The sequence below is a fragment of the Gluconobacter japonicus genome, assembly GCF_015244665.1.
GTDB classification, from domain to species: Bacteria; Pseudomonadota; Alphaproteobacteria; order Acetobacterales; family Acetobacteraceae; genus Gluconobacter; species Gluconobacter japonicus.
Genome location: NZ_JABCQN010000008.1, coordinates 44,762 through 71,222, shown reverse-complemented (window position 1 = coordinate 71,222; position 26,461 = coordinate 44,762). Strand labels below are relative to the sequence as shown.

General features: G+C 58.4%; 33 protein-coding genes. 23 read left to right on the top strand and 10 right to left on the bottom strand.

What is annotated here, in order from left to right:
• The first annotated feature begins 11 nt into the window (after positions 1 to 11).
• From HKD32_RS13395 to HKD32_RS13345, 11 genes are all read left to right on the top strand, one after another.
• A complete protein-coding gene (locus tag HKD32_RS13395; RefSeq protein WP_194258237.1) occupies positions 12 to 512 on the top strand; it encodes a hypothetical protein in 501 nt (166 codons plus the stop codon).
• Positions 513 to 538: 26 nt separating this feature from the next.
• Positions 539 to 889 (top strand): single-stranded DNA-binding protein, encoded by a 351-nt coding sequence (gene ssb, locus HKD32_RS13390; RefSeq protein WP_099287186.1) that lies wholly within the window; start codon positions 539 to 541, stop codon positions 887 to 889.
• Between the two features lie 92 nt (positions 890 to 981).
• Complete coding sequence (locus tag HKD32_RS13385; protein ID WP_061500341.1) at positions 982 to 1,203, top strand: hypothetical protein; 222 nt, start codon at positions 982 to 984, stop codon at positions 1,201 to 1,203.
• On the top strand, positions 1,200 to 1,370 hold the full coding sequence (locus HKD32_RS13380; protein WP_169926422.1) for a hypothetical protein: 171 nt from the start codon (positions 1,200 to 1,202) through the stop codon (positions 1,368 to 1,370). The genes HKD32_RS13385 and HKD32_RS13380 overlap by 4 nt, the downstream gene beginning before the upstream one ends.
• A gap of 64 nt (positions 1,371 to 1,434) precedes the next feature.
• Entirely contained in the window at positions 1,435 to 2,928 is a 1,494-nt protein-coding gene (locus HKD32_RS13375; RefSeq protein WP_228119036.1) for a DUF3991 and TOPRIM domain-containing protein, read from the top strand.
• Positions 2,925 to 3,596: a hypothetical protein gene (locus HKD32_RS13370; protein WP_194258235.1), complete on the top strand. Its 672-nt coding sequence runs from the start codon at positions 2,925 to 2,927 to the stop codon at positions 3,594 to 3,596. The genes HKD32_RS13375 and HKD32_RS13370 overlap by 4 nt, the downstream gene beginning before the upstream one ends.
• Positions 3,593 to 5,641 carry an ATP-dependent helicase gene (locus HKD32_RS13365; protein ID WP_194258233.1) on the top strand — a complete coding sequence of 683 codons (2,049 nt, stop codon included), beginning with the start codon at positions 3,593 to 3,595 and terminating at the stop codon, positions 5,639 to 5,641. Before HKD32_RS13370 ends, HKD32_RS13365 begins: the two co-directional genes overlap by 4 nt.
• Before the next feature lie 282 nt (positions 5,642 to 5,923).
• Complete coding sequence (locus HKD32_RS13360) at positions 5,924 to 6,421, top strand: MucR family transcriptional regulator (RefSeq protein WP_062028019.1); 498 nt, start codon at positions 5,924 to 5,926, stop codon at positions 6,419 to 6,421.
• A gap of 86 nt (positions 6,422 to 6,507) precedes the next feature.
• Positions 6,508 to 6,879, top strand: a complete 372-nt coding sequence (locus HKD32_RS13355; RefSeq protein ID WP_062028017.1) for a hypothetical protein — start codon at positions 6,508 to 6,510, stop codon at positions 6,877 to 6,879.
• The gene (locus tag HKD32_RS13350) at positions 6,879 to 7,274 is read left to right on the top strand and encodes a hypothetical protein (protein WP_194258232.1); all 396 of its coding nucleotides are present in this window, start codon (positions 6,879 to 6,881) and stop codon (positions 7,272 to 7,274) included. The genes HKD32_RS13355 and HKD32_RS13350 overlap by 1 nt, the downstream gene beginning before the upstream one ends.
• Positions 7,275 to 7,341: 67 nt before the next feature.
• Positions 7,342 to 7,707, top strand: a complete 366-nt coding sequence (locus HKD32_RS13345; RefSeq protein ID WP_194258230.1) for a hypothetical protein — start codon at positions 7,342 to 7,344, stop codon at positions 7,705 to 7,707.
• Between the two features lie 12 nt (positions 7,708 to 7,719).
• On the opposite strand, the gene HKD32_RS13340 is transcribed toward HKD32_RS13345, so the two are convergent.
• Together HKD32_RS13340 and HKD32_RS13335 are read right to left on the bottom strand one after the other, a co-directional pair.
• Positions 7,720 to 8,313: a nuclease-related domain-containing protein gene (locus tag HKD32_RS13340; RefSeq protein ID WP_062028011.1), complete on the bottom strand. Its 594-nt coding sequence runs from the start codon at positions 8,311 to 8,313 to the stop codon at positions 7,720 to 7,722.
• Between the two features lie 290 nt (positions 8,314 to 8,603).
• Positions 8,604 to 10,364: an AIPR family protein gene (locus HKD32_RS13335; RefSeq protein WP_194258229.1), complete on the bottom strand. Its 1,761-nt coding sequence runs from the start codon at positions 10,362 to 10,364 to the stop codon at positions 8,604 to 8,606.
• 297 nt (positions 10,365 to 10,661) lie between these two features.
• Here HKD32_RS13335 and HKD32_RS13330 point away from each other — a divergent pair, with 297 nt between their 5' ends.
• The 7 genes from HKD32_RS13330 to HKD32_RS13305 all read left to right on the top strand — a co-directional run bounded on the left by HKD32_RS13330 (position 10,662) and on the right by HKD32_RS13305 (position 14,903).
• A complete protein-coding gene (locus HKD32_RS13330) occupies positions 10,662 to 11,477 on the top strand; it encodes a hypothetical protein (protein ID WP_228119035.1) in 816 nt (271 codons plus the stop codon).
• A gap of 741 nt (positions 11,478 to 12,218) precedes the next feature.
• The gene (ssb, locus tag HKD32_RS13325; protein ID WP_194258226.1) at positions 12,219 to 12,713 is read left to right on the top strand and encodes a single-stranded DNA-binding protein; all 495 of its coding nucleotides are present in this window, start codon (positions 12,219 to 12,221) and stop codon (positions 12,711 to 12,713) included.
• Positions 12,714 to 12,741: 28 nt separating this feature from the next.
• The gene (locus HKD32_RS13320) at positions 12,742 to 13,020 is read left to right on the top strand and encodes a hypothetical protein (RefSeq protein WP_010505526.1); all 279 of its coding nucleotides are present in this window, start codon (positions 12,742 to 12,744) and stop codon (positions 13,018 to 13,020) included.
• Positions 13,013 to 13,138, top strand: a complete 126-nt coding sequence (locus HKD32_RS15465; protein WP_255308585.1) for a hypothetical protein — start codon at positions 13,013 to 13,015, stop codon at positions 13,136 to 13,138. The genes HKD32_RS13320 and HKD32_RS15465 overlap by 8 nt, the downstream gene beginning before the upstream one ends.
• A 152-nt stretch (positions 13,139 to 13,290) precedes the next feature.
• Positions 13,291 to 13,467: a hypothetical protein gene (locus HKD32_RS13315; protein WP_156476370.1), complete on the top strand. Its 177-nt coding sequence runs from the start codon at positions 13,291 to 13,293 to the stop codon at positions 13,465 to 13,467.
• Positions 13,468 to 13,637: 170 nt separating this feature from the next.
• Positions 13,638 to 14,048: a hypothetical protein gene (locus HKD32_RS13310; protein ID WP_194258224.1), complete on the top strand. Its 411-nt coding sequence runs from the start codon at positions 13,638 to 13,640 to the stop codon at positions 14,046 to 14,048.
• Positions 14,049 to 14,234: 186 nt separating this feature from the next.
• A complete protein-coding gene (locus tag HKD32_RS13305) occupies positions 14,235 to 14,903 on the top strand; it encodes a hypothetical protein (protein ID WP_062028005.1) in 669 nt (222 codons plus the stop codon).
• Positions 14,904 to 15,106: 203 nt separating this feature from the next.
• On the opposite strand, the gene HKD32_RS13300 is transcribed toward HKD32_RS13305, so the two are convergent.
• Entirely contained in the window at positions 15,107 to 15,463 is a 357-nt protein-coding gene (locus HKD32_RS13300) for a hypothetical protein (RefSeq protein WP_063905739.1), read from the bottom strand.
• A gap of 293 nt (positions 15,464 to 15,756) precedes the next feature.
• On the opposite strand from HKD32_RS13300, the gene HKD32_RS13295 reads away from it, so the two are divergent.
• A complete protein-coding gene (locus HKD32_RS13295; protein WP_194258222.1) occupies positions 15,757 to 16,044 on the top strand; it encodes a hypothetical protein in 288 nt (95 codons plus the stop codon).
• A gap of 104 nt (positions 16,045 to 16,148) precedes the next feature.
• Here HKD32_RS13295 and HKD32_RS13290 read toward each other — a convergent pair whose 3' ends face one another.
• Both HKD32_RS13290 and HKD32_RS15290 read right to left on the bottom strand, forming a co-directional pair.
• On the bottom strand, positions 16,149 to 17,624 hold the full coding sequence (locus HKD32_RS13290; RefSeq protein ID WP_194258221.1) for a Fic/DOC family protein: 1,476 nt from the start codon (positions 17,622 to 17,624) through the stop codon (positions 16,149 to 16,151).
• Positions 17,625 to 17,631: 7 nt separating this feature from the next.
• The gene (locus HKD32_RS15290) at positions 17,632 to 17,847 is read right to left on the bottom strand and encodes an antitoxin VbhA family protein (RefSeq protein ID WP_063905511.1); all 216 of its coding nucleotides are present in this window, start codon (positions 17,845 to 17,847) and stop codon (positions 17,632 to 17,634) included.
• 126 nt (positions 17,848 to 17,973) lie between these two features.
• Between HKD32_RS15290 and HKD32_RS15285 the strand changes: the two genes are divergently transcribed.
• Complete coding sequence (locus tag HKD32_RS15285; RefSeq protein WP_225198652.1) at positions 17,974 to 18,252, top strand: hypothetical protein; 279 nt, start codon at positions 17,974 to 17,976, stop codon at positions 18,250 to 18,252.
• A gap of 102 nt (positions 18,253 to 18,354) precedes the next feature.
• Here HKD32_RS15285 and HKD32_RS13280 read toward each other — a convergent pair whose 3' ends face one another.
• The 5 genes from HKD32_RS13280 to HKD32_RS13260 form a co-directional block, all read right to left on the bottom strand.
• Positions 18,355 to 18,756: a hypothetical protein gene (locus HKD32_RS13280; RefSeq protein WP_064275050.1), complete on the bottom strand. Its 402-nt coding sequence runs from the start codon at positions 18,754 to 18,756 to the stop codon at positions 18,355 to 18,357.
• Between the two features lie 17 nt (positions 18,757 to 18,773).
• The gene (locus tag HKD32_RS13275) at positions 18,774 to 19,547 is read right to left on the bottom strand and encodes a hypothetical protein (RefSeq protein ID WP_337905552.1); all 774 of its coding nucleotides are present in this window, start codon (positions 19,545 to 19,547) and stop codon (positions 18,774 to 18,776) included.
• Between the two features lie 138 nt (positions 19,548 to 19,685).
• A complete protein-coding gene (locus tag HKD32_RS13270; RefSeq protein ID WP_194258218.1) occupies positions 19,686 to 20,252 on the bottom strand; it encodes a hypothetical protein in 567 nt (188 codons plus the stop codon).
• Complete coding sequence (locus HKD32_RS13265; protein WP_062027993.1) at positions 20,252 to 21,094, bottom strand: P-loop NTPase family protein; 843 nt, start codon at positions 21,092 to 21,094, stop codon at positions 20,252 to 20,254. The genes HKD32_RS13270 and HKD32_RS13265 overlap by 1 nt, the downstream gene beginning before the upstream one ends.
• 112 nt (positions 21,095 to 21,206) lie before the next feature.
• On the bottom strand, positions 21,207 to 21,788 hold the full coding sequence (locus HKD32_RS13260) for a hypothetical protein (protein ID WP_064273029.1): 582 nt from the start codon (positions 21,786 to 21,788) through the stop codon (positions 21,207 to 21,209).
• Positions 21,789 to 22,184: 396 nt separating this feature from the next.
• Here HKD32_RS13260 and HKD32_RS13255 point away from each other — a divergent pair, with 396 nt between their 5' ends.
• From HKD32_RS13255 to mobF, 3 genes are read left to right on the top strand one after another with little or no spacing between them, the layout of a single operon-like run.
• Positions 22,185 to 22,928, top strand: coding sequence for a BRO-N domain-containing protein (locus tag HKD32_RS13255; RefSeq protein WP_064273030.1), 744 nt, complete (start codon positions 22,185 to 22,187; stop codon positions 22,926 to 22,928).
• A 10-nt stretch (positions 22,929 to 22,938) separates the two neighbouring features.
• Positions 22,939 to 23,289, top strand: coding sequence for a hypothetical protein (locus HKD32_RS13250; RefSeq protein ID WP_083956183.1), 351 nt, complete (start codon positions 22,939 to 22,941; stop codon positions 23,287 to 23,289).
• Positions 23,286 to 26,459 (top strand): MobF family relaxase, encoded by a 3,174-nt coding sequence (gene mobF, locus HKD32_RS13245; RefSeq protein WP_064273031.1) that lies wholly within the window; start codon positions 23,286 to 23,288, stop codon positions 26,457 to 26,459. The genes HKD32_RS13250 and mobF overlap by 4 nt, the downstream gene beginning before the upstream one ends.
• Positions 26,460 to 26,461: the final 2 nt, after the last annotated feature.

Sequence of the window (26,461 nt, the reverse complement as noted above, 5' to 3'; positions counted from 1 at the left end):
GCGTCCATTGCGTGCCCGTCCCTGCGGCGGCCGCCGATCGGGCCTCAGGGCCTCAGGGCCTCACCGCAACGCAGTTCAGTGACACAGCCGAGAAAGCGAAAATCGGGAACGCGCTGCTGGCCTTCATCGCGCGCGGGTTTCCGCAGAGCGCGTGGAACCGCACGCTTTACAACCGCCTGAGCCAGATGTTCGGGCATATCGCCCATTACGACATCCACGGCTTCTGGGGGGCGCAGTTCTCCACGACACAGGCGCGTCTGGGCTTCCTGCGCGGCATCGTCCTGTACGGCTGTTATGGCGATCCGGCCTGGACCTGGTCGGACGTCGAACGCGACATCCGCAACCGCATCATCGGCAGTGGGCTGATCGACGCTTACACGCGCGCGCTTGCCGCCGAGCAGGAGGCACGCGACCGGGCCGATCTGGCCCGTCTGGCGCAGCGCTTCCGGATCGCCCTGCCATCCGAACACCAGCCTCTCCCTGCCGCGCCCGTGCAGGCCGAGCTTTTCTGACACGGGCCAGAGAAAAGGACAGACCAATGGTTCAGACCCTCAGCCTTGCCATCGTCATTGGCAACCTTGGTGCGGATCCCGAGATCCGCACAGGGCAGGACGGACACCGCGTGGCTCTCTTCCGTCTGGCGACGGACAGCCACCGTACCGACACGCACACCGGTCGTCGCGTCCCGCAGACCGTGTGGCACAGGATCGTCTGCCACAACGACTTTCTGACAGATCTTCTGGAGCGACGCGCCCGCAAGGGCCAGCTCGTGTTCGTACGCGGCGCTTACGAACCCCGTCCCCGCACAGATCAGGCGCCCCCTGAGACCGAGATCGTCGTGAGCGCCCAGGACGGGGATGTGATGATCCTGACCGATCCGGGACGCTGACGTCCTCTTTCTTCGAAACACGCACGCAAACCGGCCCTGGAGCCGGTCTTTTTATACCCGCTTCCTGAAGGAGGCGGGTTTCAGGAGGCTTTATGTTCTATTCGACGCCCGCTCCCCTCACAGTCCCTCGCAGTCAGGCGCGCGCCCTGAGTGTGCGCCTCATGGCAGAGGCCGTGTTACTGGAAGACACGGATCAGTCCCTCATGCTGCCATCGCGCCTGACGGCCGGTTTCCGCCGCAAGGCCGCGACGCTGCGCCGCCGCTCGCAGGAGAAGCTCCTGGACAGCCTCGATCGTCCGGAAGGTGTGGCATGAGGACGGCGACGGTGGACCGCCGCGCGTATTCACGTCGTTTCTGGGAAGGAAAAACGCGGTTCTCACAGGCCGTGAGACGCACACTGGCGGAGCTGGAGCGACAGAAAGGGCAGACGAAGAAGGACGAAGACGGGATGGCCGACACAGGGCCTTCGAAAAAAAGCTGAGGCCGGGGGGCATCAGTCGCAGATGGCACGGGCAGACTGGTGACACTTCTTGAAGGATCCGTTCATGCCGTATCATCAGACGTCGCCGCTTCAACCACCCCTTGCTGGGTGGCACGGAGCTGTGTTCCGACCTCGCCGTCATGCGATCAGTGTGACAGTCACGGTCCGAGGGTCTCAAGACAACCCTTCGGGCTCCAGACCGCGTCTTTCGTCAAAAGAGGGCCGCGTTCATCGCAGGACGGTGTCCCGCGCTGCCCGCAACCCGCTTTTGCCGATCCGCAGTCTTCCGGTCCTGACACCCTCGGCCCGCAACTGTCGTGTTCCTGGCAGGACGGGACGAGAAAAACGTCTCCACACATCTCCTTTCAGCGGCAACACCGGGGGCTGCGCTGCCCCCGAGACCCCCGCAGGACGAACAAGAAAAACTGGTTTTTGCCGCTCTGGACGCAAGAACTATTTCACCCAATCAAGTAAATATATTCCGCGCTATTCTGTTGTATTCATTGGATATTATGGCGGGAATTTACTATACTTTTCACAGATCGAAAGTAACGGACGTTCGGGAGGATATTCCGCCATGGCTTACCAGAACTCGCCCCAGCAGATGAACGACGAACTCCAGAAGTTTCGTGACGAGATCAGTTGCATCGTGGTTCTGGAGAAGGCCGGTTACAGGTTCGACCGCTCCGAAAGCTCGGCCCGTCACATGCGCTTTCGTCGGCAGAAGGGCGAGAGCATCATCGTGACCCACGGCGGCAAGGGCTGGTGGGATCCGCACAATTCCTCTTCGATCGTCAAAGGCTCGGTCATCGACCTGGTCCGGTTCCTCAATCCGGGCATGTCCCTTGGCAACGCGCGCGTGGAATTACGTGGAATGCTGGGCCTTGCGCCGAGCGGGGCCGAGTACGTGGCAGAACCGAAGGAGCGCAAGCCCGCGCGTGATCCGAAATATATGTGGAAGAACCGTCAGGCTCCCCGTCCCGGGTCGGCCGCCTGGATCTATCTGACCCGCGACCGGGCGTTGCCGGAGAGCATCCTTCATCTGGCCATCAAGCAGGGTCTCCTGCGTGAAGGCATGAAGGGCACGGCGTGGTTCGCCCATAGCAACAACGCAGGCGAGCTGACCGGCATGGAAATGCGCGGGCCGGACTATCGCGGCTTTTCCTCGGGCGGCGGTGGCAAGATGCTCTTTCGGATGAGGACTGGCGAAAAAGGGGAAACGCCCGTTCGTCTGGTCATCGGTGAGTCTGCCATCGACGTGTTGTCCTATGCAGCCATGGACCCGTTCAATTTCGAACCCAGCCTGTATGTCTCATCAGGTGGCGGCATGAGTCCCGAGGCCCTGGAGGAGTTCCGTGCGCTTCTTGGCACCCTTGAGGCAGGCGGCCGCGTCATGATTGCCGTGGACTGCGATGCCCAGGGCGACCGTTACGAAGAGATCTATGCACCCATGATCCGTGAGGCCGGGCTGAAACCCCTGCGGTACTCACCCAGTGCCCGGGACAAGGACTGGAACGCCGTCCTGCAGCGCCGCGCCCGTCAGGACGTGGCCGCATGAAACAGAGCAAATCCCGTCTGAGCTGGCAGGCCATCACCCTGATCCTGTGGCGGCAGGACGCAGAGGCCATGAAGGTCTGGAAGCGTGCCGGGGTGGGATCTTCTGCCCCTGAAGTCTTCTGTGAGGCGCAGACGCCCGAAGGTCTGGTGCAGGGGGTCGTGATCGGCGGTGATCGCCTGAATGACGCCTGGGACCGCGACGGCGAGCTGGTCGTCTTCACCCGCAAATCCACGATCGTCCGTCTGAACGGACCTGAACTCCCAACGCTCACTTTGTCAGCCTGCCCCAAGGCTTTTGAGGACGTCATGATGTATAACGACACCCGCTCTGCGGCCCGCCAGCATATCGACCAGATGGTTCTCAAGAGCGGCCTGACCTTCAACATGCTGGGCCATGAAAAGGCCTCTGCGATCTGGATGGATCATGCGCGCCGCCTCGGCTGTACGGATCCTGAAGCGCCGGAGATGCCGGTCCCGCATCAGCTCGTGTGGCTGGGCAGCGGCCTGAACCGCGCACTGGCCCTCGTCATTGCCGGGCGTTGGGACGGCCCTCATGAGGGCTTCAATCTCTATCATCCGCTGACCCTCTTTACTGACAGCAGCAATGTCGTGGCTGTCGAGGATCCAGTGGCCTCTGAAGTCTATCCGGTTGAGCAGGTGCCCGCATGAGCGCCTATCCCCAGACCCTCGCACCCGTACTGGATCCGCTGACCCCAGTGCAGCGTGAGGCCGCCATGGCGCTTGGCCGCGTGCTGGTGCTGGCCGGGGCCGGAACGGGAAAAACGAAGACGCTCACGGCCGGTGTGGCGTGCCGGATCCAGATGTATGGGATGCGCCCGTCACAGATCCTGTGCGTGACCTTTACCAACAAGGCTGCTCAGGAAATGCGCGAGCGCATCACGAGCGTCTTAGGCGAGGGACAGGCTCCGTTCTGGCTTGGCACCTTTCACGGCCTCGGCGCGCGGCAGCTCCGGGCAGAGCCTGAGGTGGCGCAGTTGCACCCTGGCTTTGACATCCGCGACGCAGACGATGCGACGGCGCTGATCCGTCGTCTCATGAAGGCCATGGACCCGGATACTGTGCCCGAACCGGACACAGGCAAGAAGTGTGACGTCAGACAGGTCAAAAAGATGGGCGAGCGGATCGGGCATATGAAGGAGAACCTCGTGACACCTGAGGCCGCACCGGCCTGGGTACGCGGGCTGATCGAGCGCCGCCGTGCGGGGCGTCAGATGGTCGATGTCGAAGGCTGGGAGTTTGCTGTCCGGCTCTACCAGATCTATCAGGCCACCCTGCGCGAGCAGAATGCCGCCGATTTCTCGGACCTGCTGATGTGGCCAACGCTTGCGCTGATGAATGACCGATCCTATCGTGACAGGTGGTCGCAGCGCTTTACGTCTGTGATGGCCGATGAGTTTCAGGACGTGAACCGTGCACAGATGCTGTGGCTCACCTATATGTCTGAATACTCACGGGAACTCTTTGCCGTGGGCGATGATTCGCAATCAATATATTCTTGGCGTGGGGCCAAAATTGGCTTCATCCGGAACTTCGTTCGGGAGTTTGACGGGGCCAGACTTTTCAAGCTCGAAGAGAACTTCCGCTCGACGCATCATATCCTCCAGGCTGCCAACGCCATCATCGCGCGAGACCCGGGCCGGATCCCGAAGACGCTGTTTACCCAGAAGGGCGACGGTCAGAAGATTGAGGTGCTCTCCTACGATTATGCGTCAGATGAGGCCGACGCGATTGCAGCCGAGATGGGACGTCGTGCGGCAGAAGGTGTGGCCTGGCATGACATGGCGATGATCTACCGGATCAACCGTCTGTCCCGCTCTCTGGAAGAAGCGCTGCTCAAGGCACGCATCCCCTACGAGATCATCGGCGATGTCGGCTTCTATCATCGCGCCGTGGTGAAGGACGCGCTCGCTTTCCTGATGCTGGCGGCCTGCCCTGACAGTCGCCAGTCCGATGAGGCGTTCCGGCGCGTGGCCAATGTGCCCAGGCGAGGCCTTGGCGCCAAGGCGCTTGGCCAGATCGAGCAGGAGGCTCAGGATCGCGGCCTCAGCCTGTGTGCGGCCGTCACCACGGCAACGCTTCCGGCCAAGGTGCGTGACAGCCTGCTTGCCTTCCGTGAGACGGTCTCCCGGATCGGGCAGATCCCGGACATGCGGCTTTGCGATCGCCTCGATACGCTTCTGAAAGAGACGGGCTATTATACGATGTGGAGGGAGGCCGGATCCGAAGAGGGGGAGACGGCCTTGCAGAACCTGTCCGAGCTGGTCGGGCTGGCCGAGGGCTTTACCCGGCTTCAGGATCTTCTGGAGCACGCAGCCCTGGCCACGGCCTCACCGAATGAGCGTGGGCGCGATCGGGTGCAGCTTATGACCATGCACCGCGCCAAGGGTCTGGAGTTTCCCCACGTCTTCCTGCCAGCCTGGGAAGAGACAGTCTTTCCGGGGATGGGCGAGCGCAATTATGAGGAAGAGCGCCGTCTGGCCTATGTGTCGCTGACCCGGGCCATGCAGCAGGCTACGATCAGCAGTGTCGGCTATCGTCAGGGTGTTTCAGCGAGGCCGTCAGGATTCATTGAGGAAATCCCAGCCGAGCATCGCGTGACGGGCTGGCTGCGCCAGCAGGGGCAATCGAAGAGAAGAGAGACAGGGGGCCGGTTCCGCCACACGGCCGCCGCTCTTGATGCCATGGGGTTTTAAGGGATGTCCGATCATCACAGTCCTGACGACAGGCCTTACATCTCTCAGCGGCCCAGGACGAAGTCTGGCTGGCTTTATGACTGCGAGATTTGTGGAAAGGGCGCGGCTTTCGGGTTCACCGGACCGAAAGGCGATACGCACTACTGCTCCGAACACCGTCATCTGGGACGAGGCGTGGCTCCGGCCCCCATGCCGCGAACCACGCGGCCGCAGTGACCTGTCAGGTTATCTTTCGTATAGGGTGCGATCCTGCACAGTCGAAATTTGAAAAGGGAATTTGCAATGACCTCAAATAGTGAGACAGATTTTCGGCGTCTGACAGCCAATATTGTGGAAAGCTATGTGAGTGCCCATGAACTTCCCGCAGAGCAGATTTCTGATTTGATCCGCAGTGTTCATACAGCTCTTGCGTCGGCCGGCCAGCCGCCGGAGCCAGAGCCAGTTGAGCTGGTCCCGGCCGTCCATCCGAAGCGGTCCGTGTTCGAGGACTACATCATCTGTCTCGAAGACGGAAAGAAGCTGAAGATGCTCAAGCGCCATCTCAAGAGCGTCTATAATCTCACCCCGGATGAGTACCGCTCAAAATGGGGACTGCCGTCCAACTATCCCATGACGGCGCCAGGATATTCACGGCATCGGACCGAGCTGGCTCATCAGATCGGTCTTGGGACCGCGAAGGGTGGTCGGAGCCAGCCTGCACCTGAGCCCGAAGAGACCGAGCCTGAGGTGCCCGTGCGGAAAATCCCGGAGAAGCGTCGCGGACGCCCTGCAAAGGGCTGAGTCTCTTTTAGGAAGTCGCAGAAGCGGTCTTTACCTTTGCGGGGTAAAGGGATCTTTTCAGATCCAATGAACCGCAAGGACAGACCGTGACCCGCCTTTTTTCTTCTCTCGCCCTGGCAGCCGGCCTCACGGCCGCTGCCCTTTCGCCAGCCATGGCCCTCGATCCCGCGCTTGGGAGTATGGGGTTTGCGCCTCCGACACCGACATCCAAAGGCCACGCGGCCTCCGTGTCCACGTCTTTTGCCGCCATTCCCGAAAGTCTTCAGACACTGCTCGATGCCGGCTACGTTCTTCGCACGTCGGCTGGCGAAGAAGGTAATATCCTGACCCTTGAGAAATTCGTGGATCGGACCTCCCCGTCAAAATGGGTGCGGTGCGAGCTGATCGGCGATCACAACGGCAATACGCGTCTGACCTTCAGTCAGCATGTGTCCTCTTTGTGCTGGAAGCTGAACTGATGAGCGATGTGATGCCGGTTTCAAAGGCAGGACCGTTCCGTCCGCAGACCCAGCAGGTTGTGGATGCACTGAACACGGCCTTTCCTGGCCTGTATGCGGGTGTCTGCAAGGCCTCCGATCTGCCGTCAGACGCCGATGAGGCTGAGGATGACGACGATCTAGAGGATGACGGCCTGCTTAGCGATTTCGTCTTTTTGTCGGATGGTTGGGCTGTGCGGGTCGATTACGATCCTGAAGATCCGGATCTCTGCCTGGGCCTGTCTGCTGGCAGCACGGAGGCCCCTGCGGATGGCCTGGAAGTCGATCTTGATGACGGTGAGGAAATTCCGGATGGCGTCCTGAAAGACGTCACGGACTTTATTGACGAGCAACGCCAGGCGTCCGCAAAACACTGACCTGTCCCGATAAGGGAGGCCCCTCTGGCGCTTCCCTTATCCATCTCAGCAAGGAAGGACTGGCCGCGTGACTGGTGAACCGATCTATCCCGCCCCCTGCACATATGAGAGCCTGACCGAGCAGCAGAAAGAGGCTGTTGGTCAGTTCATGTCAGAGCGTCTGAAGCAGAAAGCCCGAGGGATTCTCCCGGGAACGCTGCATACGGTGGTCGAAAAAGGGCGGCTTCATGCGTTCGTCTCCTGGGACGAGCATCATGTTTATGAAGTCAGCCCGATCACCAGCCTTCGCCTGGTGCTCGATCCTGATGGGCGCCCTCTGGGCTGCCCGAAAGACGGGCTTCTCTATCTCTCCGACGTTAGCGGGGAGGTGGTGGTCAGGATCCTTCCGACAACCCGGTATACAGCGGCCGCCATCGGTATTGCCGTGGAATAAGGCGTTGCGCGCTTAATTCTTTGTGTGATGGGCGACGCGCACGATCCTCTGCCACAAGCCCATCATCAGTCCTGACGCCTCTCCGCAGTTGTGTCGCAGTTCGTCGGCGAGGGCGTCCGGGGTTCTGACACTGGCCTGAAGGGCCGGGCTGACGCTAGCGCGTCCTGTCAGGACCACGCGATTCAGGATCTCCACATCCAGACAGGCCTGTGACGTCACAGCGCGGACGGCTGCGCAATGGCCCGCATTCTGGCGAAGAGGGCTGTAGATCAGCCGGCCCTCTTCTTCTTTTCCGATACGCTGACGCCAGTATTCGTCATTCGGATGCCCACTCAGGTGGCCCGCATAGTGCTTGGTCTCGATGACCATGAGGGCACGGGGCAAAAGGACGAGATGGTCAATCTGGGTTGTGCCATCACCAGAGGCCTTGGGAAGACGAACGTCATGGAGGCTTGGCCGTCCCAGATCGTTCAGGAGGGTGCGGATCCTGTCTTCGCCTTTCGCGCCTTTGAGTTCGGCCTGAAGGCTCTTCCAGGCTGCGTGCGCGCTGTCGCTCCGCTCGATGCGAGAGGGGCCGCCACGCGGCCGAAGTCTCAGGCGCACCATACGAAGGCGCGCCTCCAGGCGAAAGTATGGGGCTTGGTAAAGCGCATGGCATGTCTCTGGTCTGGCAAACGATATCCTGACTCTAGCGACGTGCTTTGCGACTTTGCGGTCTCTCTATTTGGCACCGCATCGCGAGAACATCTGTCACACTCTGCCGATGCCAACGCCTAATTAGGGGGGGGGAGCGGAATGACTGCTTTTAGGTGGGAGAGTGCCAAAGCAGTCATTCATTAAATCAATATATTTTCCCTGCAAATTTCATAATAATATAATTACGAAGAAATATTATATTATATATTAATTGTGCCCAATGAATTATTTTTTGGCGGCGGATTTTCTTTTCGAAACTTAAGGGTATTTTGTTTAATATTTTGAACTAGAGTCGTTGACTTTAAATTGTCAGAATTTATATTATCTATTTCTACGATTTCTGAGCAAAGTCGAGATATAATTGAAACAACATCTTCTTCGTTTGATGAAATAAATTTTTCTATTTTTGCACATTGTTCTTCAATTTTTCTCGAATTTAAATGAATTTTTTGTTCACCTAATAGATAATATTTTATTGCCATAATTATATGCCAGCGAAGCTTGCCAAATTTGGCTTCAACACGACCATTGCTGATCAACATTTTTATTCTATACAACGAAAATGCTGATACATAATATACTTCTTCATTATACGAAGGATTAAAAACGATATCAACAGAATCTTTCGTTAATTTATTCGGATATCGGCTGGCAATTTCAGGCTTATCCAAGAACATAGACGAAAAACACCGCGCGAGTTCTCTTATGTCAAATAATCTTACGGCTTTAACGTTTTCATGAGAAGCATATTGGTTAGTTCTACGTTCGAAATACAGACGATGATCAGCGTCTTTTCCCCGGATGTTGAAATATTGTTCAATTTTCTTTGTTGTGTTTATTGTAGAAAGAAATTGGTCTTCATTAACTTTTGCCTGTCGGTTAGTAGATTTTACTATATCGTCTACGACATTTTGGTCCGATGTCTCCACTACCTTCAACATAAGTGTTGTGTCATCGTCAATCGAATGAGAATGTTCAAATAGTACGTTTGATGTCTGGCATCCATTCACAATCTGAAAATCTTTTATAAACAACTCCAATCCTGACATTCGAATATCTGGTGATATGAGAGTTATCCCATTATTTAAAATTCCAAAGCGGACTTGTTTACTTTTGTCATCCAAAGTGGAAGAAATTTCTGAGTTTATTTCTGCATCACTACCTAAAAAATCTCTCACGTTTTGATCAAAAACACTCTGCCTTAACTTACCGGTCTCGTCTTTTAGGACATTATTTATAAAATCGTTAGCCCTACAGGTTATAACGTAAGCTTCTGATATATTTGGCGCTTTTATGAAGGCTGCGCTGCCAAGAATAGGAAGTGTTGTTTCTGTTCCACCAGAAGTAGATTTCCAGAGAGGTATAAGACTATCTCTATTCAATAAAATTACGTCCACGTTAGAGAAGAGTCCTGTGTCAGAGATCGATTTCCTCATGGCGTCTCTTGCTGCTAAAATCTCCTTTGTGGTGGCGGGAGGTGCTGTCGTTGAAAAATAACAATCGGCAATCGGTTTTCCACCTTTTATTTTTCCCACATTTTTCAAAACTTCTTCAAAAATACATTTTTGGTTTTTCATGTATTCGCTATGAGGATATAAAGAGCTTTCTGATAAAAAATCTAAAATAGCAGACTGGAAATTTGTTATTTCTGATTTATCCCATTTTTCTGAAGTCTTCGCCTGTGTAAAAATTACAAAAACTTCCATTTCGCGTTTGCGTCCAGAAAAAGCCTCCTGCACCTCTTCTGGAGAAGAAACATACTCATCTCCAATAAAGATCATAACACCATCTATTCCAGGATCTTCACCATCATATCGCAAAACATTTGGATCAATATTATTGAGGCAAAATTTTCTAAAAACCGAAAAATTTAAGAAGGATTCAAATATCCTATCTTCTGTCCCTGTGATGGAATATTGTTCTTTAAAATCATTAAGGTGACTTTTTACTATTCTGTGCATAAATAATCTCTAAGGCTATTGAAAGTGGAATTTCCTTTCCTTACAATGACTGCTTTATGCGAAAGCGTCTAGCCCAATAAACGACCGGGACGAGGCGTAACCAGCCGTCAATCGTGCACTCCTCGGACGCGTACTTTGTAAATAAGAAAAGAAAAAACAGGGAAGACGCGCCACAGGCCGTCTGGCCGCCACAATGGTTCGGCCGCACGCGGCCCGCGCCCTGGAGGGCGCGCCATTGTCCCGTCCAGCCGTCTGCGCCTGCGGGAAAGCATCTGAAAAAAGAAAAGGATGCTCCCCATGGCGACTCCCGTCACAACAGTCTTCACGCTCACCGGCCCGCAGGACCGTCTGCGCCAGATCGCCGAAGAGCGTGCCTACCGGACCTGTGCACCAAACCAGATGGCGTGGGAGAACGACACAACGCTGGTGATGACCCTCGAAAACGGGATCGGAACGTCGTTCCTTGACCACGGGCATGGGCTGTCCGACGACTTCCCGGACGTCAGTATCCGCGGCATAGAGTATTTCGACTGCTTCGATGATCCGGGCTTTGCCAAATGGCAGGGCGGTCAGCTTGTCTATGAAGCGGATCTCATCACAGTCTTCGGAATCCTGTTCCCGACCGACGCCTCAAAAGACTGGCCGGGCTGTAGCGCCAGCTTCTGGCACAGGTCTCCGCCTCTCTCGGCGGCCATAGCTGAGAACTGTCCGGACTTTGACCTGATGCCGCTGCGGCAACGGGCAGGGCCAGCGCCCGGATGGGTCGAGACCTCGGATGGCTTCGCCACCCTTTTCCTCCGGCTGCCCTCAACACCCGATGCGCAGGATGGTCTCGGCGTGATCATCTATCCGGGGATCGGCAGGAGCACCCTGCTGACAGGTATCGACCGCTTCGGCGGCGTGGCCCGGTTCCGGCGTCAGGCCTATGGACAGGTCAGCGCACAGTGTCCTGAACTGCGTGCTGTCCTGCGGGACTGCTGGAAGGCTGACGAGAAGAAAAGGCGCAAGGCTCGCCAGGAGCGGAAGATTCTGAAAAGGAAGACGAAGAAGGAGAGCCGGGAGGGAAAGGACATCCTTTTCGATCTCTTCGATCCTGACCCGTGGGTGATGTAATGGGCAGAAGAAAAGAAGATCGGGGCGGCCCTGAAGGGTTCGTTTACTCTATCTCACTAGGCTCCTGCGTCGCCAAGTTCGACCGAGCCACAGTGTCCAGCCGCCCTCAACCGGGCGTCTGGCCCCTGCGTCTCGGCCCTTCCGGGTAACGGTTCACCCGCGTTCTTTTCCGATGACGGACGGTCCTGGTCTGGGGATCTGTTCGTGAGACGGCTCCTCAACCTCCCCGGCCAGTCCTGCGGACCGGCCGGGGAGGCACGTTCCACGACGGCGGCCTCGCATCCAGCGTTCAGTCTGACAGTCGCCGTGCCAGTCCGTAAAGCCACTGCGCGACCCTCGGCGGCAGGTGTCAGGCCCGCGTCTGCTGCAGGGCCGCACGCGACCCCGCATCAGCCGCAGACCCGCCCCCCTTGCTCAGGACGCTCCGGGCTTGACGGCTTGTCCCGTCGCCCGTCTTGGCCAGTGGCAGGATGGGCTCAGGAAAACGCCACCGTCATTCCACTCTCGTCGCCGTCAGTGTGCTCGCCGCACGGGCAGGATGGGTCTAGGAAAACATCAAATACCCTTTCAGTAATCAACAAATAAAACGCCTTTACATTCAGTTTTATTTCTTCGGAAATGGCGGTTTCCTGCCGTTTCTCGTTGACTGATACCAAGTAAAAACCTATTATCTATTCATGGACAGAGGCAATAACGCCGAACAAGTCCAGTCGATACGTTCCCTAAGTCTTGGAGGCTCTCATGGCTGGTTCCGTTAACAAAGTCATTCTCGTTGGCAACCTTGGTAAAGACCCGGAAGTCCGTCATACGCAGTCCGGGTCCAAGGTCGTGAGCTTTACGCTCGCCACGTCTGACACATGGAATGACCGCCAGAGCGGCGAACGCCGTGAGCGCACCGAATGGCACCGGGTCGTCATCTTCAATGACCGTCTGGGTGATGTGGCCGAGCGCTTTCTCCGCAAAGGCCGCAAGGTCTATCTCGAAGGCGAACTCCGCACCCGCAAGTGGACCGATCAGGGCGGTCAGGAGCACTACACCACGGAGGTTGTTATTGACCGTTTCCGGGGTGAGCTGGTGCTGATCGACAGCAACCGAGGCAATGGCGATGAGGGCGAGGGCGGCTTTGCTGGTGGAAGCAGTGGCGGCCGGTCCGGGGGATCGTCTGGCAATGGAAACCGCAATGCGGGCTGGGACGCACCGGGCGGGAACGACCTTGATGACGAAATCCCATTTTGAGTGCCGGGAAAAAGGAGCCTAGCGCCAGATGAACAAAGACCGCCTCATGGCGCTGCTGCCCCCGCCGCAGCGCTCCAAACACAAGGAAGACCGCTACAAGGCGATTGCCAGCGTCCTTCAGACATTCGCCCTCAGCGCGTGGGGGCTCGGCATCGTGACCCCGCTCATCTCAGGGACAGGACCGTTGACCCCCATGCGTGCCGTCACCTGCTTTTTTCTGGGAGCCGCGCTTGAGGCAATTTCTTTGACTTTTCTGGCGTATATCCCCTATCCTGAGGACAAGACGGAGGCGAAAACCAATGGATAACGTAACCCAGAGTATCCTGTTTATTCTTCTTCCTGCCGCTGCTTTCACCATCGGTCTGGGGCTTGCGATCGGACCCATTGCCACCCGGCTGGCAAAGCTGCGAACGTCCCATCAGTGACACCGACAGGCGGCCTCCGGGCCGCTTTTTTTTGTCCGCTCGCCCGGTTCAGTCAGGCGGGCGCGCCTCCTCGGCGCGAAGTGTCTTGCCCCCAATGCTCGCCCCCCACAGGGGGGCTGCGCCAGGACAGAGAAAAAGACTAGACTGGCCCCATGTCACGACAAACAGTCATCCGCGTCGGTGCGCTGAGTATCCAGCTCGCCATTCTTCTTCTGATCTGGCAGGGCTTTCTGCATCCCATCAGAGGAGGTCTGCTCGTGCTTGCCGTCGGGTTTGCCGCGTTCTTCCTCACGCGGGACTCTTCAGGCAGAAATCAGGGCCGTCAGTAGAAAAAGCAAAAGAAGGATCGGGGCGGCCCTGACGGGTTCGTTCACCCTATTCCGCTAGGCTCCTGCGTCGCCAAGCTCCACCGAGCCACAGGGTCCAGCCGCCCTTGATCGGGCGTCTGGCCCCTGCGTCTCGGCCCTTCCGGGTAACGGTTCACCCGCATTCTTTTCCGATGACGGACGGTCCTGGTGTGGGTGATCGGTTCGTGAGACGGCTCCTCAACCTCCCCGGCCAGTCCTGCGGACCGTCCGGGGAGGCACGTTCCACGACGGCGGCCTCGCATCCAGCGTTCAGTCTGACAGTCGCCGTGCCAGTCCGTAAAGCCACTGCGCGACCCTCGGCGGCAGGTGTCAGGCCCGCGTCTGCTGCAGGGCCGCACGCGACCCCGCATCAGCCGCAAACCTGCCCCCCTTGCTCAGGACGCTCCGGGCTTGACGGCCTGTCCCGTCGCCCGTCTTGGCCGGTGGCAGGATGGGCTCAGGAAAACGCCACCGTCGTTCCACTCTCGTCGCCGTCAATGTGCTCGCCGCACGGGCAGGATGGGTCTAGGAAAACAACAGGTATTCATAAAGTAACCAAGTAATCTTTTTACTTGTCATGCAAAAATAAAGCGCGTTTTATGGCGGTTTTCTGCGTTTTTTCGCTTGTCATGAAAGGCCAGAAAGGCTATCTTTTACTTGTCGAGAGGGATTGGCCCTCAAGACAAAGCGCCCCGGTTAGTGCTGGAACACCAAGCCGGGACTTCGCTAGACTAGAAAAGGTGAGTTTCATGTCCGACGCAGCAACCACAATCGCACCGAAGGCCCAGAACCGCAAGGCTGCAAACAAGGCCAGCCCCGCCGCCGTCCGCCGTTTCAACGAAGCCCGCGAGCGCACCAAGGCCATTGCCGCTCCCACGCTGGCAGACGTCATGCGCCTCGCCCCCAACGATGACAAGATCGCCGCTATCGTTCAGCATTTCGGTTTCGAGGCTGGCGACTATGACGAGCTGATGGGGGCCGGTCTCAGCATGATCCGCGACCAGTACACGCTTCTTGAGGATGTGCTTGTCGTCACCGACTTCCGGGGCGAGCGCAATTTCAAGGCCATGGAAATGCACCTTGGCCGCATCGTGGACGGCCTGATCCGCTCTGCCTATGGTGCCGCCAACTTCTATGAGAACAAGCGCCAGATTGCCCGCGACGAGCAGAACTCTTTCAGCAACGAAAGCCGCGACGAAGACCGCCAAGGCATCGACGGCGGGGAAAACCGCGTAGATCGGGCCGTCCGTTTCGCTGCACAGCAGGCCCCTAAGGCTTACGCGCTCGCCGTCATGGCTCAGGGCGCATGTGACGCCTACCGCGAACTGATCGGGGAAGACTGGAAGCCTTACGTCAAGGACAACGCCCGCAGCCTCACCGAGAACGTCCGTGCCGCACAATGGGGGGCCGTTCTCTAACCCCCACAGGCCGGGCCAGCAGGTCCGGCCACTCACCGGGGCCGCGCTGACGGCCTCGGCGTTGCCCTCGGCCTCTTCTCCCGTTCGCCCTTTTCATTCTCCCGTCGTTTTTTCCAGGAAGGCGGACGCGCCTCGTCGGCGCGAAGTGTTTTGCCCCCAATGCTCGCCCCCCACAGGGGGGCTGCGCCAGGAGCGTGCCCGTTTCAGTAATCCTCAATCGCGTTCGATAGCAGATCCAAAAACCATCCAGTCATGCCGGAAATGAACGCAGCCTCAAGGCAGGTCATGCCTTCCTTTTCATGGCCCATTAGCGCCGCTCCAAGCGCCATCGCTCCAAGCAGCGCTGTCAGAGGGACAGCGAGAAAGAGACCATAGCGCGTGCTGCGTCTCACCCATCCCATGGCCGTGTCGAAGACGGCTCTTGTCAGTGAGTGAACGAGGGAAGTTGCGCCATAACCGCTTTCAGAACCGTCTTGCGTCGCCGAGACGGCAGTCTTGAATAGAATCTGAACCACGAAAAGGGCTGTAAAATAAGGCCATACGGTGGGAAAGTGAGGCATCGTCTCGATCTCCAGACGCAAAACACTGGCCCGTTCGGGGCGCAGTTCGGTTCTGTGGCGTCGAAAGAATCATGCGTGAGCAGTTTGTGACTGAAAACTCTGTCCGAAGTTAATTTCCCGAGCCAGAAGTGAAAGAAGGATCGGGGCGGCCCTGACGGGTTCGTTCACCCTATTCCGCTAGGCTCCTGCGTCGCCAAGCTCCACCGAGCCACAGGGTCCAGCCGCCCTTGGTCGGGCGTCTGGCCCCTGCGTCTCGGCCCTTCCGGGTAACGGTTCACCCGCATCCTTTTCCGATGACGGACGGTCCTGGTGTGGCTGATCGGTTCGTGAGACGGCTCCTCAACCTCCCCGGCCAGTCCTGCGGACCGTCCGGGGAGGCACGTTCCACGACGGCGGCCTCGCATCCAGCGTTCAGTCTGACAGTCGCCGTGCCAGTCCGTAAAGCCACTGCGCGACCCTCGGCGGCAGGTGTCAGGCCCGCGTCTGCTGCAGGGCCGCACGCGACCCCGCATCAGCCGCAAACCTGCCCCCCTTGCTCAGGACGCTCCGGGCTTGACGGCCTGTCCCGTCGCCCGTCTTGACCAGTGGCAGGATGGGCTCAGGAAAACGCCACCGTCGTTCCACTCTCGTCGCCGTCAGTGTGCTCGCCGCACGGGCAGGATGGGTCTAGGAAAACAGGGGGCGATCAGCCGGGGCCGGGTGTTCGGGCAGACGAAAGAGACGGGTGGCCTGCCGGGTCCGTTGTGGAGGTCAGGGCGGGCTGGCCGGTCAGGGTCTGGATCAGGGCGCGGCCCGGTTCAGAGGTGGGAGTCCGGCTGGCATGGCGGGCGATGTCCCGATCCGTCCCGGCCAGTTCTGTCAGGATTTCTGCTTCCCGACCGTGAGCGGCCCCAAACGCAAAGGCCTTTTCCCGACTGTCGCCATAGGCTGCCATGTCCTTCTGCACCTTGCCCAGCTCGCGCGCGAAGGTGGGATTATGGCGCAGTTCTTTTTCGATCTCTTTCCCGAGCGCCGCATGACGGCCTCCGGCCTTCATGCCGGTGAAGGCCTGTGCTGCATCGCCGCCCTCCTGGCGGATAGCGGCCTCGATGTCGCGGCAGACGAGGGAAGGCGGGGCCGACCAGAACGCATGAAGAGAGGCGGCGGCCTTGCGGCCTTCTTCCTTGGCCTGTGCCAGGAGCGCGCTTTCGCGCTTCTCTTCCGCAGGCCCGAAGACAGCCGGAATGACCGGACGCGGTACGGGCCGAAGCACCGGAGCAGTAGAGGCCGTCAAAAAATCGGACTGCACGGTGACAGTGTATCCGCCATCCTGTCGGACGGCGTTTCGCAGATCCGCGACAGGCACCGCCACGATCCCGTCAGGCGTTTCAAACGCACCGGAAAGGCTGGTCCGTGTCTTGAAGATCCCCGAAACGGTTTCCCCAGGCGCGGCCGTGCGGATGACGAGGTCATCCAGCGGCCTTGCGGCAGGGCCAGAGCCCATGTCCTGCATCAGCTCCTTAAGGGCACGCGCACGGGTGGGATCGGTGGCATCTGTCAGCAAGGCCCCCATAGCAGGGTGATCCGGATCCTGCGTGCCGGCAATGGACGCGGACACCATGCGGGCTTTTGTGATGACGGAAAGGTCCACGTTATGCCCGTAATGACGGCCGAGTTCTGAAAGAAAGGCCTCCTGCGTTCTGCCGTTTCCTTCTCGGAACGGGTGGACATAATTGAGTTCGTTTAGAACCTTTCCGGCAACGGCCGCGAACTGCTCCGGCGTGGAGTTCTTCAGCACATCCGGGTTGCGGATGGGCTTGAAGGCCTCGTTTAGCCCCATGTCGATATGGGAGCCGGGGAGGAAGGTTGTTGACCCTTTCCGCATGGAGCCGATCGGTTCGACCCGTGCTCCGTCCACGACCGGCCTTTCGTGGCGCATGTGACCGGCCCACTCATAGACGTCCTGGAAGATATGCCGATGGATGGCCTTCAGGTGGTCGGCATCGAAAGAGCCGGACGGCCCCAGACCCATCCGGATTTCCAGAATCCTGTGACTGGTGCGGCGGTACTCTTCGGGGTGAAGCTCGGAATGGCGGCGCAGGCCGAGACGGTTTCGCAGAACGTCCGTCTGGTCAGGATCATCCGAGACATTTGGGTAGGTGTAACCGTGGGCGGGAGGCATTGACGCGTCAGAGGGCGGGATTCAGTCTCCGCCCCAGTTCGGCGAGGTCGATCTGTCCCGCGACGAACGACTGGCAGGCATCCTCGATAAGGGGATCATGCGTGTAGCCCTGCCGTCTCTGGGCCGCGAGGGTCCATTCGACCGCATCCTGACGGCGCGCGCGCTCTTCATCCGAAAGGGCGGAAAAAGGCGTCGGAGCGAAAAGGGTTTTGGCTGAACTCATAGGAAGAAATTAGCGGTTTTTGCGAGAAATGGCAAGGTTTTCCGGGCTTCGCGGCCTATCTGGATGCGTATTTTGAAGGAGCGATTATTTACGCTCAGTCGCAGAACGCGGCGGCACGATACCCTTATGACGAAGAGCCTTTCCCCTCTCGATAGCCGCCCGAAGCACCTGACCGGGCCGCGCCTGTCTCTTGCCCTGTTCCGGATCGGATGGTCCGAGCGTCAGGCCGCCGAGAAATGCGACATGCACCGCAACCAGTTCCGGCGCTGCCTGGAGGGCACGTCCTCTCTTCCGGCTGATCTGTCTTTGTGGCTACTGGATCTGGAAGCGGCCCATGTGGCCCATCCCTGTCCCCGGCAGAGAAAGGCCGATCCCATTCTCGCCGAGATCCGCAAAGCCGGGTGACATTGCCCGCGACGTGGTGGCTTCCGGTGTCTCCACGTCCAGGCTCAGGGGATATGAAAAAGGCAGCCCGGAGGCTGCCTTCAAATCGCAAACTCGCCTTCGTCAGTGCTGGTGGTGCTTGAAGTCAAAGCCGAGCTTTCCATTGCTCATCACATAAGGCGTGCATGTCACTCCTGGGTGAACAACCGAGTACGGCTTTAGCCACCTCGTGCTGATCCATGCAGGCTGGAGCGTGTAGGTCATTGTGAGAGCGTAGCCATTTTTCTGTGGCTCGACGGTATCAATAGCCATGACCACCGAAGCGTCAGAAATGACGGTAGCTGATGGAGCAGGGGCTGACATGAAAGAGATGGGATGGTGAGTGTCCATCATGACGTCATCGGGCGCATCCAATGCCATACAGACATGATGGTCGATCGGCTTTACCGGAGTGACGTTCGCGGCATGAGCTGTCCCAAGGACAGAGGCGAAACCGGCAACCGCTAAGAGGATTTGTCTGTTCATTGTCTCTCTCTATCACATTACGATGAAAGGACAGGGCTCGTGGCTCCGGTCCTCATTTTGTCCGCAACGGACTGCCTCCACTGTCCTACGGTCATTCCGCTTGTAACGCCGTTGCTGCTCATCTTGCTGCTGGAGATGTAGTCGGACATGAGGTCGCTTGAGTTTGCCTGGGCAAGGGCGTTTCCAGTTGTTGGGCCGAAATTATAATAGCCACGGGTATCAACGGCGGTCGGATTACTGACGCCGGCTTTCTGAAGAGAAAGGGCTGCGTCTTTAAGATATTGTGCGGCCGCAACAGCCTGTGTGGCCGGGTCCTGCTGTCCGGCAGTCCCCGAGGTGATGGTGCTGGCCAGTCCCGGGTTGGCGGCGAGCGCTTTGCTCATTTCTTCTGAATATGTGCCGTTCGACATCTGAAACGCTCCCGTGATGGTGTGGCCTGATCCGGTGGCCGTATAGACATTCTGGCAGCCTGATTCGACCTGACAGGTTGCGGCCAAGGCAGCAGGGTTCACGCCAATGGAGGACGCATTGTCAGCGGCCTGATAGCCCCATGCGCGGCTATAGAGCGTTTGCAATGAATCCGATCCGGTTGAGACGGGCTGCGTGGTCTGAATCACTTTCCCGTCCCCGCCGATCTGCTGAACTGTCCCGGCTGGTACCGTAAAGTTTGGCAGGCCGACTTCTGGATAAACGACATGCGGGACTTCAGGCAGGCCGTTAGGCACCTCAATCGACTGCGCCTGGCACGAACCGCTGAGGCCAAGTCCGACCGAGAAGGCCAGACCTGTCATCAGGAACTGTGGTTTAAGAGGGGGCGGCATTGAACACTCCTGTGTTGGGGTGGTCAGTATCCGCCCGTAGTCTGCGACTTTGAGTATTGTCTGAACAGCGCTTGTTGGCCCGAGGTGGTGTGTCCGTTTTGGACACACCTAAATCAGGTGATCGAGGATAATTCCGAAGACGGTTCCGCCCACGATCATGGTAGCGAACCATCCGGCCCGCTTGCTGATTTCGTCCCGTCGAACACGAGTGCCCGCCATCACGATCTGCGCTTTCATGCTTTCGGCGATTTCGCCTTTAACGGTGCCAAGGACTTCCGCGACCTTCGCCTTGACGGTCTTTTCGTCAATCTTCTGGAGCTGGCGAGAGGCTGCCACGCCTTCATGAAGAGCACGCCTGACCTCAATAACCTCTTCTGTTGCCGAGCGTGTGCATTGATCCAGCAGGCTCTCGCACTTGGCAACGCACTGCTCCATTCGTGTCTCGGCCTCCTGAAACAGCGCTCTATGCGCTGCCTCCGAGTGTTCACGATCCTTGAGAAGGAGGGCCTGATGAAGATTGTTCATCTCCATCAGGATCATGAGGCCATCCAGAACCTTGGCCTCAGGTGAACGCGGCCGAAGCGTCCAACGATGCGTCTGCTCGCGCAGCGCATCCAGTGAGCTTTCGAATCTGGCCTGACAGTCGGAAATCCTCTGGGTAAGGCCTTCAGACATTACACGTCACTTTCGGCCGGAACAGGGAGGCCCTTAGGCATATTCGGCAGGCGACTGGCGCCGAGTTCCTGAAGAAATGCGGGAAAATCACGGCGATACCAGCGGTCCATGGCCAGTCGATCAAAAATGGAGCTAGTCGGGAAGCCGTCCTTCTGCTCGCCTGCGGCGTAGGCCGAGAACGTCATCGCCCGGTCGCACACGTCTTTCATTGGCTCAGCGGCCGGATACATGAAGATGTCCGCGCCATTCTCCATCGCCTCTTCGACGGCTGGATGGTGGGAAACGACATCAACAACGTCATCCACGTCCAGTGAAGGAGGGATGAGGCCTTCATTGATGATGATCGCGGAATTGCGGGGCGAGAACTTCTTCTTTTTCTGGAGATCTTCCAGATAGTCCAGATCAGCCCGCTCATGCCCGATCAGAAAGACCACCGAGAGCGTGATCCCCATCATGTCAAGCGCGCGGCTTAGGGATTCCGTGTTGATCAACTCGTGCAGGGCTGTCCATCCGCCGCCGATGTCGAGAATGGCGTCATGGCGACTTTCCATAAGAGACTGGATTTTTTCTTCCAGCCATTTTCTCTGGCGCTTTGTGTCGCCTGCGGCCGGACTATCCGCGTCATGGAAATTCGAGATTGAGTGTGAGCGGTTCAGGAGATCGGTGTTCCAGATCTCCGGCGTTCCGCCCTGGTCATGAACGGTCTGTGCGAGAGCATTAAGCAGGGTCGTTTTGCCAACCCGCTGACGACCGATGATTGTGAAGATAACGGGCTTTTTCTTGGCGGTGGCCTTGGGGGCCGGTGCAGACGGGGTGGCTTTGACGTCAGCGTCCTTGGTCACAGTCAGGCTCCTGTTGAGGTGATCCGCCTCCCGATGAGACGGACTGGTGTTCCTCTTTCGAAAGCCATGATGACCGCTTGATCTGCGACTGAGATGCTCCTGGGTAAGAAAATCAGTCTGGTGTCAGACGGTACTTTTCCTCTTTGCGGGCGCGGATCTTTTCGCGCAGGCGCTTCAGTGAGTCTCTGCTGTGCTGCGGAATTTTCTCATTGTCTTCGATTGCCACGGGAGGTGTCGCGCGGATCGGATGAGCCGACACCAGCGCCTGTCCGGTTGCGTCTTCGGGGCTGCTCAGTTCACTTGGCCTCACTGAAACAGGCTCCTCGCGTTCAGCCCAGTGAGCCTCAATTTCGTCCGGACGCCAGTCGGGAGCAATCTTGCTCGGAGGCAAAATCCTTTCTGGCCTCACTGCCGAGGTGTCTGACTTGGCATCCACCGGAAGGCCCTGAGCCTCATTCTGAAGACGGTACCACTGTTTGCTGATGACGTTCGCCATCCGCGGACTGACCTCGACGTTCAGGCCCGAGAGACGCGCCGCGCCGAGAATATCTTTCCACGTTGCGACCCCGGTCTCACGAAGGTCGGCGACCTCGGCCATGTTGGTGCGCAGCCACCTGTAGAGTGGGCTCGCCCGGTCCCGCAATGCGCGCTTTCCATTCCTGGAAGTCTTCAGGTCGTGGAGTGGATTTGTCACGGGCGGTCTCCTCGAAGTGTGTCCGTTTTGGGCACAGCGCGGGACTGACGGCCTCTGCGTGACATGGTCCCAGAGCCCAATACAGCCGTCTGAAGCTATACACACGGCGTTTTCACGGCGCAAGTCCGGCGCGTTCACGGCGTTACCACGGCGCTCCTACGGCGTTTCTACGGCGACCCCACGGCGTGAGCGCGGCGAAGGCACGGCGTAAGCACGGCATAGAAAAAGAGCTTCTTCATACACCATTGCACCGTTGGTGCGGACGGCTTCGCCGCCGAGAGGCAAAAGAGGAAAAGGGTGCGGTTAGTAGCCGCACCCTTTGGTCGCGCTTCTGATGGTCGGCTCAGTCGCAAACCACGCTGTCATGATGACTGTCCCACCCCGAAGGAGACACCCGTGACACTGGCAGCAGAGACAATCTATGAGCAGCAGAAGGCAGGTAGCCTTCCACTTGAAACATCGTCTGAGTTCATCTTCGCCGGAGCGACGCTGCGCTCTGTCTCCCACCAGGGACGGCAATGGTTTCTGATTGCGGACATCTGCGGAGCACTCGAAATCAAAGGGCCTGCCGATGCGGCGAAGCGACTGGACGATGACGAAAAGACTCTCATTCGAGTACAGACCGCAGGTGGCCCGCAGCAGGTGGTGTGTGTCACCGAGAGCGGCGCGTATCATCTTTCTTTCGTATCCCGGAAACCAATCGCTAAACGCTTCCGCCGCTGGATTACAGAAGAGGTTATTCCTCGCATCCGGGAGACAGGTTTCTACGCGCTTCCAGGAGGTTCATCTGAAAACCTTGAAGACCAACAGCATCTAAAGGGGCGCTTCCAGGCACCAGGCCGCTATGTCGTTTTAAGCCTGCCGAATGCGCCACTCGTGATCGAGACGCGCGACATGGACGAGATCTTACTCGACTTCGATCAGGCCGACATGCAGGCTTTGGTGAGTTCCGCACAGCTGGTGGGATCGCTGTGGCGGAGCTATCGCGCTGAGATTGCGATCCTCAATGAACCGCTGACACTTGATGAAGGCCTACAGCAACTCGATCAGGCCATCTCCCTCAGCACCCGTCTGGCACAATGGGTCCAGCGAGCTTCGGAAAACAAAGCCTTGGCGCTAGCGAAGGCTGGGACGAAATGATCTCAGTCGCATGAGGGCTTTCTATCCTGCCCTCATGACAGATCAAACCCAGACCCCCGACCGCGCTCCCGAGACCGATGTTTCGGATCGGGAGCTTCTTCAGACCCTTCTCGCCCGCTCTGACGAGCAGGGCGAAGAGATCCGGTTCATCAGCGAAAAGCTGAGTATCCTGATCGAGCTTCTTACCCCCTCGGAGAAGGGGGACGGCCCGACACTGGACGACATTCTCGCGCGCCTGGTCGAGCTTATGAAGGATCAGGAGCCGGTCATCAGGCGTATCGACCACACGACCGCTAGAAACAACGACCTTCTTGAAGGCCGTAAGGTTCGTCCGAAGACAGAGGACGGCCACACGTCATGATGACCTTCCGAAAGATCTCTGCTGCGTGTCGAGGCAGCATTGTCGCGGCCTACTTTACGGAAGGCGCGCCCGACCCCGAACACGATTTCCGAAAAGACGGAGGCAAAGTTCCGGATGGAGATGGCAAGCGGCTAACCAGCTACTACACCGGGCGTGACAGTCGAGCTTCATGGCGTCCCGATATGTCGCCTCATGTCGCGCAGGCTCTGGGCGTGGACTTGCGCTCCCCGCCCCGTCATCAGGATCTCAGCCGACTGTATGAAGGTAAACGGGCTGACAATGGTGAAGCATGGTCGAAATCAGAGCGAAAGATCAGTGCATATGATCTGACCCTTGCCCCTCACAAGTCCATCAGCCTGGCCGCTGAGCTCGCGCCGACCGAGGCGGAGCGCGCCGCGATCTGGCACGCCATTGATCAGGCCAATGATGACACAATGCGCTATGTCGCCCGTGAACTTGGATATGCTCGCAGAGGCCATGGCGGGGAGGGAGGCGCAGAAAAAGGAGATGTTGCCTGGGTCTCATATCGGCACACGACCGCACGCCCTACCGTGGAGGCAAGAGACCCTGAAAGCGGTCTCACTTATCTGATAGACAGTCGCTCGGGCGGCGACCCGCATGACCATATTCACAACACGTTTTTCAATGTCGTAGTGACAGAAGACGGCCATGTAGGATCTCTCGATACGAAAAGGCTGCGATCTCGCGTGCACGAGTTCGGTGCCTTTTTCCAGGCACGGCTGGCCGGCCGGCTCCGACAAATTGGAGTGGCTCAGGGGTACGACGCCAACGAACAGGCCACCGTGGCACTTGGCGTCTCGAAAGACCTTTGCGATTTCTTCAGCAAGGGCCGCAGACAGGTTGTGCAGGCTGCAAAGGATTATGCTGCGAAAGAAGGTCAGGACTGGGAGACCATGCCGATTGAGAAGAAGCAGCGCATCCTCTCAATGGCAGGTCTTGCCTCCCGGCACGGGAAAGAGCGCCATGAAGATGAAGTAGAGACCTGGAAGCGACAGGCCCGTGAACTTGGCTGGGAGGAGGGCTCATTACTCGGGTCCCCGCTGGAAGAGATCGCTGATCCCAAAGACCGGCATGAGCAGGCCTATGCGTTCGCGGCCAGGCATCTCGGCAAGGAATTTGAGACGGCAGCCGTTCTCGATCATGACAAGCTGAGGATGTACGCCGCTCGCGGCCTCATCGGAGCGGGCATCCCCGGGGGCATTGAAGACATTGACCAGGTCGTCAAACTGATCGAGGACAAAGGCCTTGAGGTTCGAGGCGAACAGGTCAGTCTTGTGTCCTGCGTGAAGAATGACCGGGTCCGCGTGACCAACACGGCCCAGATCCGTGTCGAGGAGACCCTTGCCAAGGAGGCCGTTCGGGCCTCGGCAGATCGTAGTGCTTCCCTCTCGGACGCCCAACTCACAGAGGCCATCGAACGATGCGACCTCGATTTCGACAACGAACACGGCCAGTCCCAGAAGGCAGCGATCTATGCCCTGGGGAAGGCCGGAAAGATTTCGATGCTCACGGGTGTTGCCGGCTCTGGCAAGACAACGCTGCTTCAGCCGCTCGTGGATGCCTGGAAGCGGGATACCCGGTTCTCGGAGAAAGGCCGTGAGATCATCGGTCTTGCCACGGCCTGGCGTCAGGCCGATGCGCTTGGTGATGCCGGGATCCATCAGCGCTACGCCATGATGCCCTTCCTCAGCCGCCTTGAGAAAGGCGAGCAGACCGTGGATGAGAACACGGTTCTGGTCATTGACGAGGTCGGCCAGATCGCACCGCGCCAGATGCTTCAGCTTCTGGAACTGCAACGCGTGAGCGGCTGCACCATCAAGGCCTTGGGCGATCGGGAGCAGGCACAGTCCATTGAGGCCGGTGATACTGTCGAGATCCTGCGCAGGGTTCTGGCTAAGGAGGACATGCCGGAGCTGCTGTCCACGGTCCGCCAGACAACGGCCCGCAATCGTGAGATCGCCGGACTGTTCCGTGGCGAGACACCGGATGCAGATGCACTGGATGCGCTTCGCCCTAAAGGGAAGGCTGCCTATGCCAACCGGGATCAGGAAAACTGGGACGATCCGCGCAACGCCTTCCATTTTGAGGAAGTCCGCCGCGCCATCGACATGAAGCGCGAAGACGGCACCATCCGTCTGGTCGGCGGCGATCAGGACGAGGTGCTGCAAAAGATTGCCGAGCTTTATGTAACGCGCCGCGACGCTCTGGCCGCGTCCGGATCCAAGCGCGGGATCAGCATGTCGGCCCTAACCAACCAGGACGCGGCCGACCTCAGCCGCGCCGTGCGTAAGATCCTGCAGAACCGTGGCGAAATCTCCCGGGACGAAGTGAAGCTGGATGCGGTCGATCAGCGCGGCGAGACTTACGAGCTTCAGGTTGCAGCCGGCGACAGGTTGCGCCTGTTCCGGCGCACCTGGGGGGCGGTCGAAGGGAAAGGGACGACCGTTGGCAACAACGGCGATGTCGTGGAGGTTGTCTCACACGGCAAGGACGGCCTGAAAGTCCGGATGAAGGATGGGCGGGAAGCGGATGTTGAATGGCGTCGGCTGAAGGACCACAAGACCGGCCGGATCCTGCTTGGCTTCGGCCATGCCATGACCATTGATGCCGCCCAGGGCCTCACCTCAGACGAACATATCAACGCGCTTCCGCGAGGCGTGGCGACGGCAACCGGGTTTACGTCTTACGTGGCAGAGAGCCGAGCCAAGGGCACGACCTGGACCATGATCTCAGACGGCGCGACGTTTGAGGCCGTCCGCAACGGGCGCGCGCTCGGTGATACGACGGAGATCACCAGTGATGATCTGTGGAACCATGTGGCCAAAGGCATGTCCAACAAGCCCTACAAGGCGCTTGGCATGGATCTCCCATTCACCTCGCAGGAGGAACGGGAGAAGCACGTTCAGGAGTTGATCCGCCTTGGTAAGATGCAGGAGGAAATGGCGCAGGAGGGCCGCGACTATGGGCGCGAGGTGGCCAACCGCGTTCAGGCGATCACCTTGGAAAAGACGGCTGCTCCGAGGCTGAGGGAATTGGACCAGCAGATCGCAGAGCTTCTGGTGCAAAGCGGTTCTGCTATGTCTCAAGCGGAACAGGAGTTGCGTGAGAGTAGATTCATGATTGCCAAGACCGCCTCGCCAGCGGTCTAAGT

What these genes read in the sequence shown, in the direction of transcription:
- HKD32_RS13300 (WP_063905739.1), bottom strand. Translation starts at nt 15,463, where the DNA reads ATGCCTCACTTTCCCACCGTATGGCCTTATTTTACAGCCCTTTTCGTG.
- HKD32_RS13290 (WP_194258221.1), bottom strand. Translation starts at nt 17,624, where the DNA reads ATGCCTCCCGCCCACGGTTACACCTACCCAAATGTCTCGGATGATCCT.
- ssb (WP_194258226.1), top strand. Translation starts at nt 12,219, where the DNA reads ATGGCTGGTTCCGTTAACAAAGTCATTCTCGTTGGCAACCTTGGTAAA.
- HKD32_RS15285 (WP_225198652.1), top strand. Translation starts at nt 17,974, where the DNA reads ATGACGAAGAGCCTTTCCCCTCTCGATAGCCGCCCGAAGCACCTGACC.
- HKD32_RS15465 (WP_255308585.1), top strand. Translation starts at nt 13,013, where the DNA reads ATGGATAACGTAACCCAGAGTATCCTGTTTATTCTTCTTCCTGCCGCT.
- HKD32_RS13365 (WP_194258233.1), top strand. Translation starts at nt 3,593, where the DNA reads ATGAGCGCCTATCCCCAGACCCTCGCACCCGTACTGGATCCGCTGACC.
- HKD32_RS13275 (WP_337905552.1), bottom strand. Translation starts at nt 19,547, where the DNA reads ATGACAGGTCTGGCCTTCTCGGTCGGACTTGGCCTCAGCGGTTCGTGC.
- HKD32_RS13250 (WP_083956183.1), top strand. Translation starts at nt 22,939, where the DNA reads ATGAGGGCTTTCTATCCTGCCCTCATGACAGATCAAACCCAGACCCCC.
- HKD32_RS13385 (WP_061500341.1), top strand. Translation starts at nt 982, where the DNA reads ATGTTCTATTCGACGCCCGCTCCCCTCACAGTCCCTCGCAGTCAGGCG.
- HKD32_RS13330 (WP_228119035.1), top strand. Translation starts at nt 10,662, where the DNA reads ATGGCGACTCCCGTCACAACAGTCTTCACGCTCACCGGCCCGCAGGAC.
- HKD32_RS13280 (WP_064275050.1), bottom strand. Translation starts at nt 18,756, where the DNA reads ATGAACAGACAAATCCTCTTAGCGGTTGCCGGTTTCGCCTCTGTCCTT.
- HKD32_RS13270 (WP_194258218.1), bottom strand. Translation starts at nt 20,252, where the DNA reads ATGTCTGAAGGCCTTACCCAGAGGATTTCCGACTGTCAGGCCAGATTC.
- HKD32_RS13375 (WP_228119036.1), top strand. Translation starts at nt 1,435, where the DNA reads ATGCCGTATCATCAGACGTCGCCGCTTCAACCACCCCTTGCTGGGTGG.
- HKD32_RS13340 (WP_062028011.1), bottom strand. Translation starts at nt 8,313, where the DNA reads ATGGTGCGCCTGAGACTTCGGCCGCGTGGCGGCCCCTCTCGCATCGAG.
- HKD32_RS13295 (WP_194258222.1), top strand. Translation starts at nt 15,757, where the DNA reads ATGACGGACGGTCCTGGTGTGGCTGATCGGTTCGTGAGACGGCTCCTC.
- HKD32_RS13350 (WP_194258232.1), top strand. Translation starts at nt 6,879, where the DNA reads ATGAGCGATGTGATGCCGGTTTCAAAGGCAGGACCGTTCCGTCCGCAG.
- HKD32_RS13335 (WP_194258229.1), bottom strand. Translation starts at nt 10,364, where the DNA reads ATGCACAGAATAGTAAAAAGTCACCTTAATGATTTTAAAGAACAATAT.
- HKD32_RS13305 (WP_062028005.1), top strand. Translation starts at nt 14,235, where the DNA reads ATGTCCGACGCAGCAACCACAATCGCACCGAAGGCCCAGAACCGCAAG.
- mobF (WP_064273031.1), top strand. Translation starts at nt 23,286, where the DNA reads ATGATGACCTTCCGAAAGATCTCTGCTGCGTGTCGAGGCAGCATTGTC.
- HKD32_RS13310 (WP_194258224.1), top strand. Translation starts at nt 13,638, where the DNA reads ATGACGGACGGTCCTGGTGTGGGTGATCGGTTCGTGAGACGGCTCCTC.
- HKD32_RS13370 (WP_194258235.1), top strand. Translation starts at nt 2,925, where the DNA reads ATGAAACAGAGCAAATCCCGTCTGAGCTGGCAGGCCATCACCCTGATC.
- HKD32_RS15290 (WP_063905511.1), bottom strand. Translation starts at nt 17,847, where the DNA reads ATGAGTTCAGCCAAAACCCTTTTCGCTCCGACGCCTTTTTCCGCCCTT.
- HKD32_RS13360 (WP_062028019.1), top strand. Translation starts at nt 5,924, where the DNA reads ATGACCTCAAATAGTGAGACAGATTTTCGGCGTCTGACAGCCAATATT.
- HKD32_RS13380 (WP_169926422.1), top strand. Translation starts at nt 1,200, where the DNA reads ATGAGGACGGCGACGGTGGACCGCCGCGCGTATTCACGTCGTTTCTGG.
- HKD32_RS13320 (WP_010505526.1), top strand. Translation starts at nt 12,742, where the DNA reads ATGAACAAAGACCGCCTCATGGCGCTGCTGCCCCCGCCGCAGCGCTCC.
- ssb (WP_099287186.1), top strand. Translation starts at nt 539, where the DNA reads ATGGTTCAGACCCTCAGCCTTGCCATCGTCATTGGCAACCTTGGTGCG.
- HKD32_RS13315 (WP_156476370.1), top strand. Translation starts at nt 13,291, where the DNA reads ATGTCACGACAAACAGTCATCCGCGTCGGTGCGCTGAGTATCCAGCTC.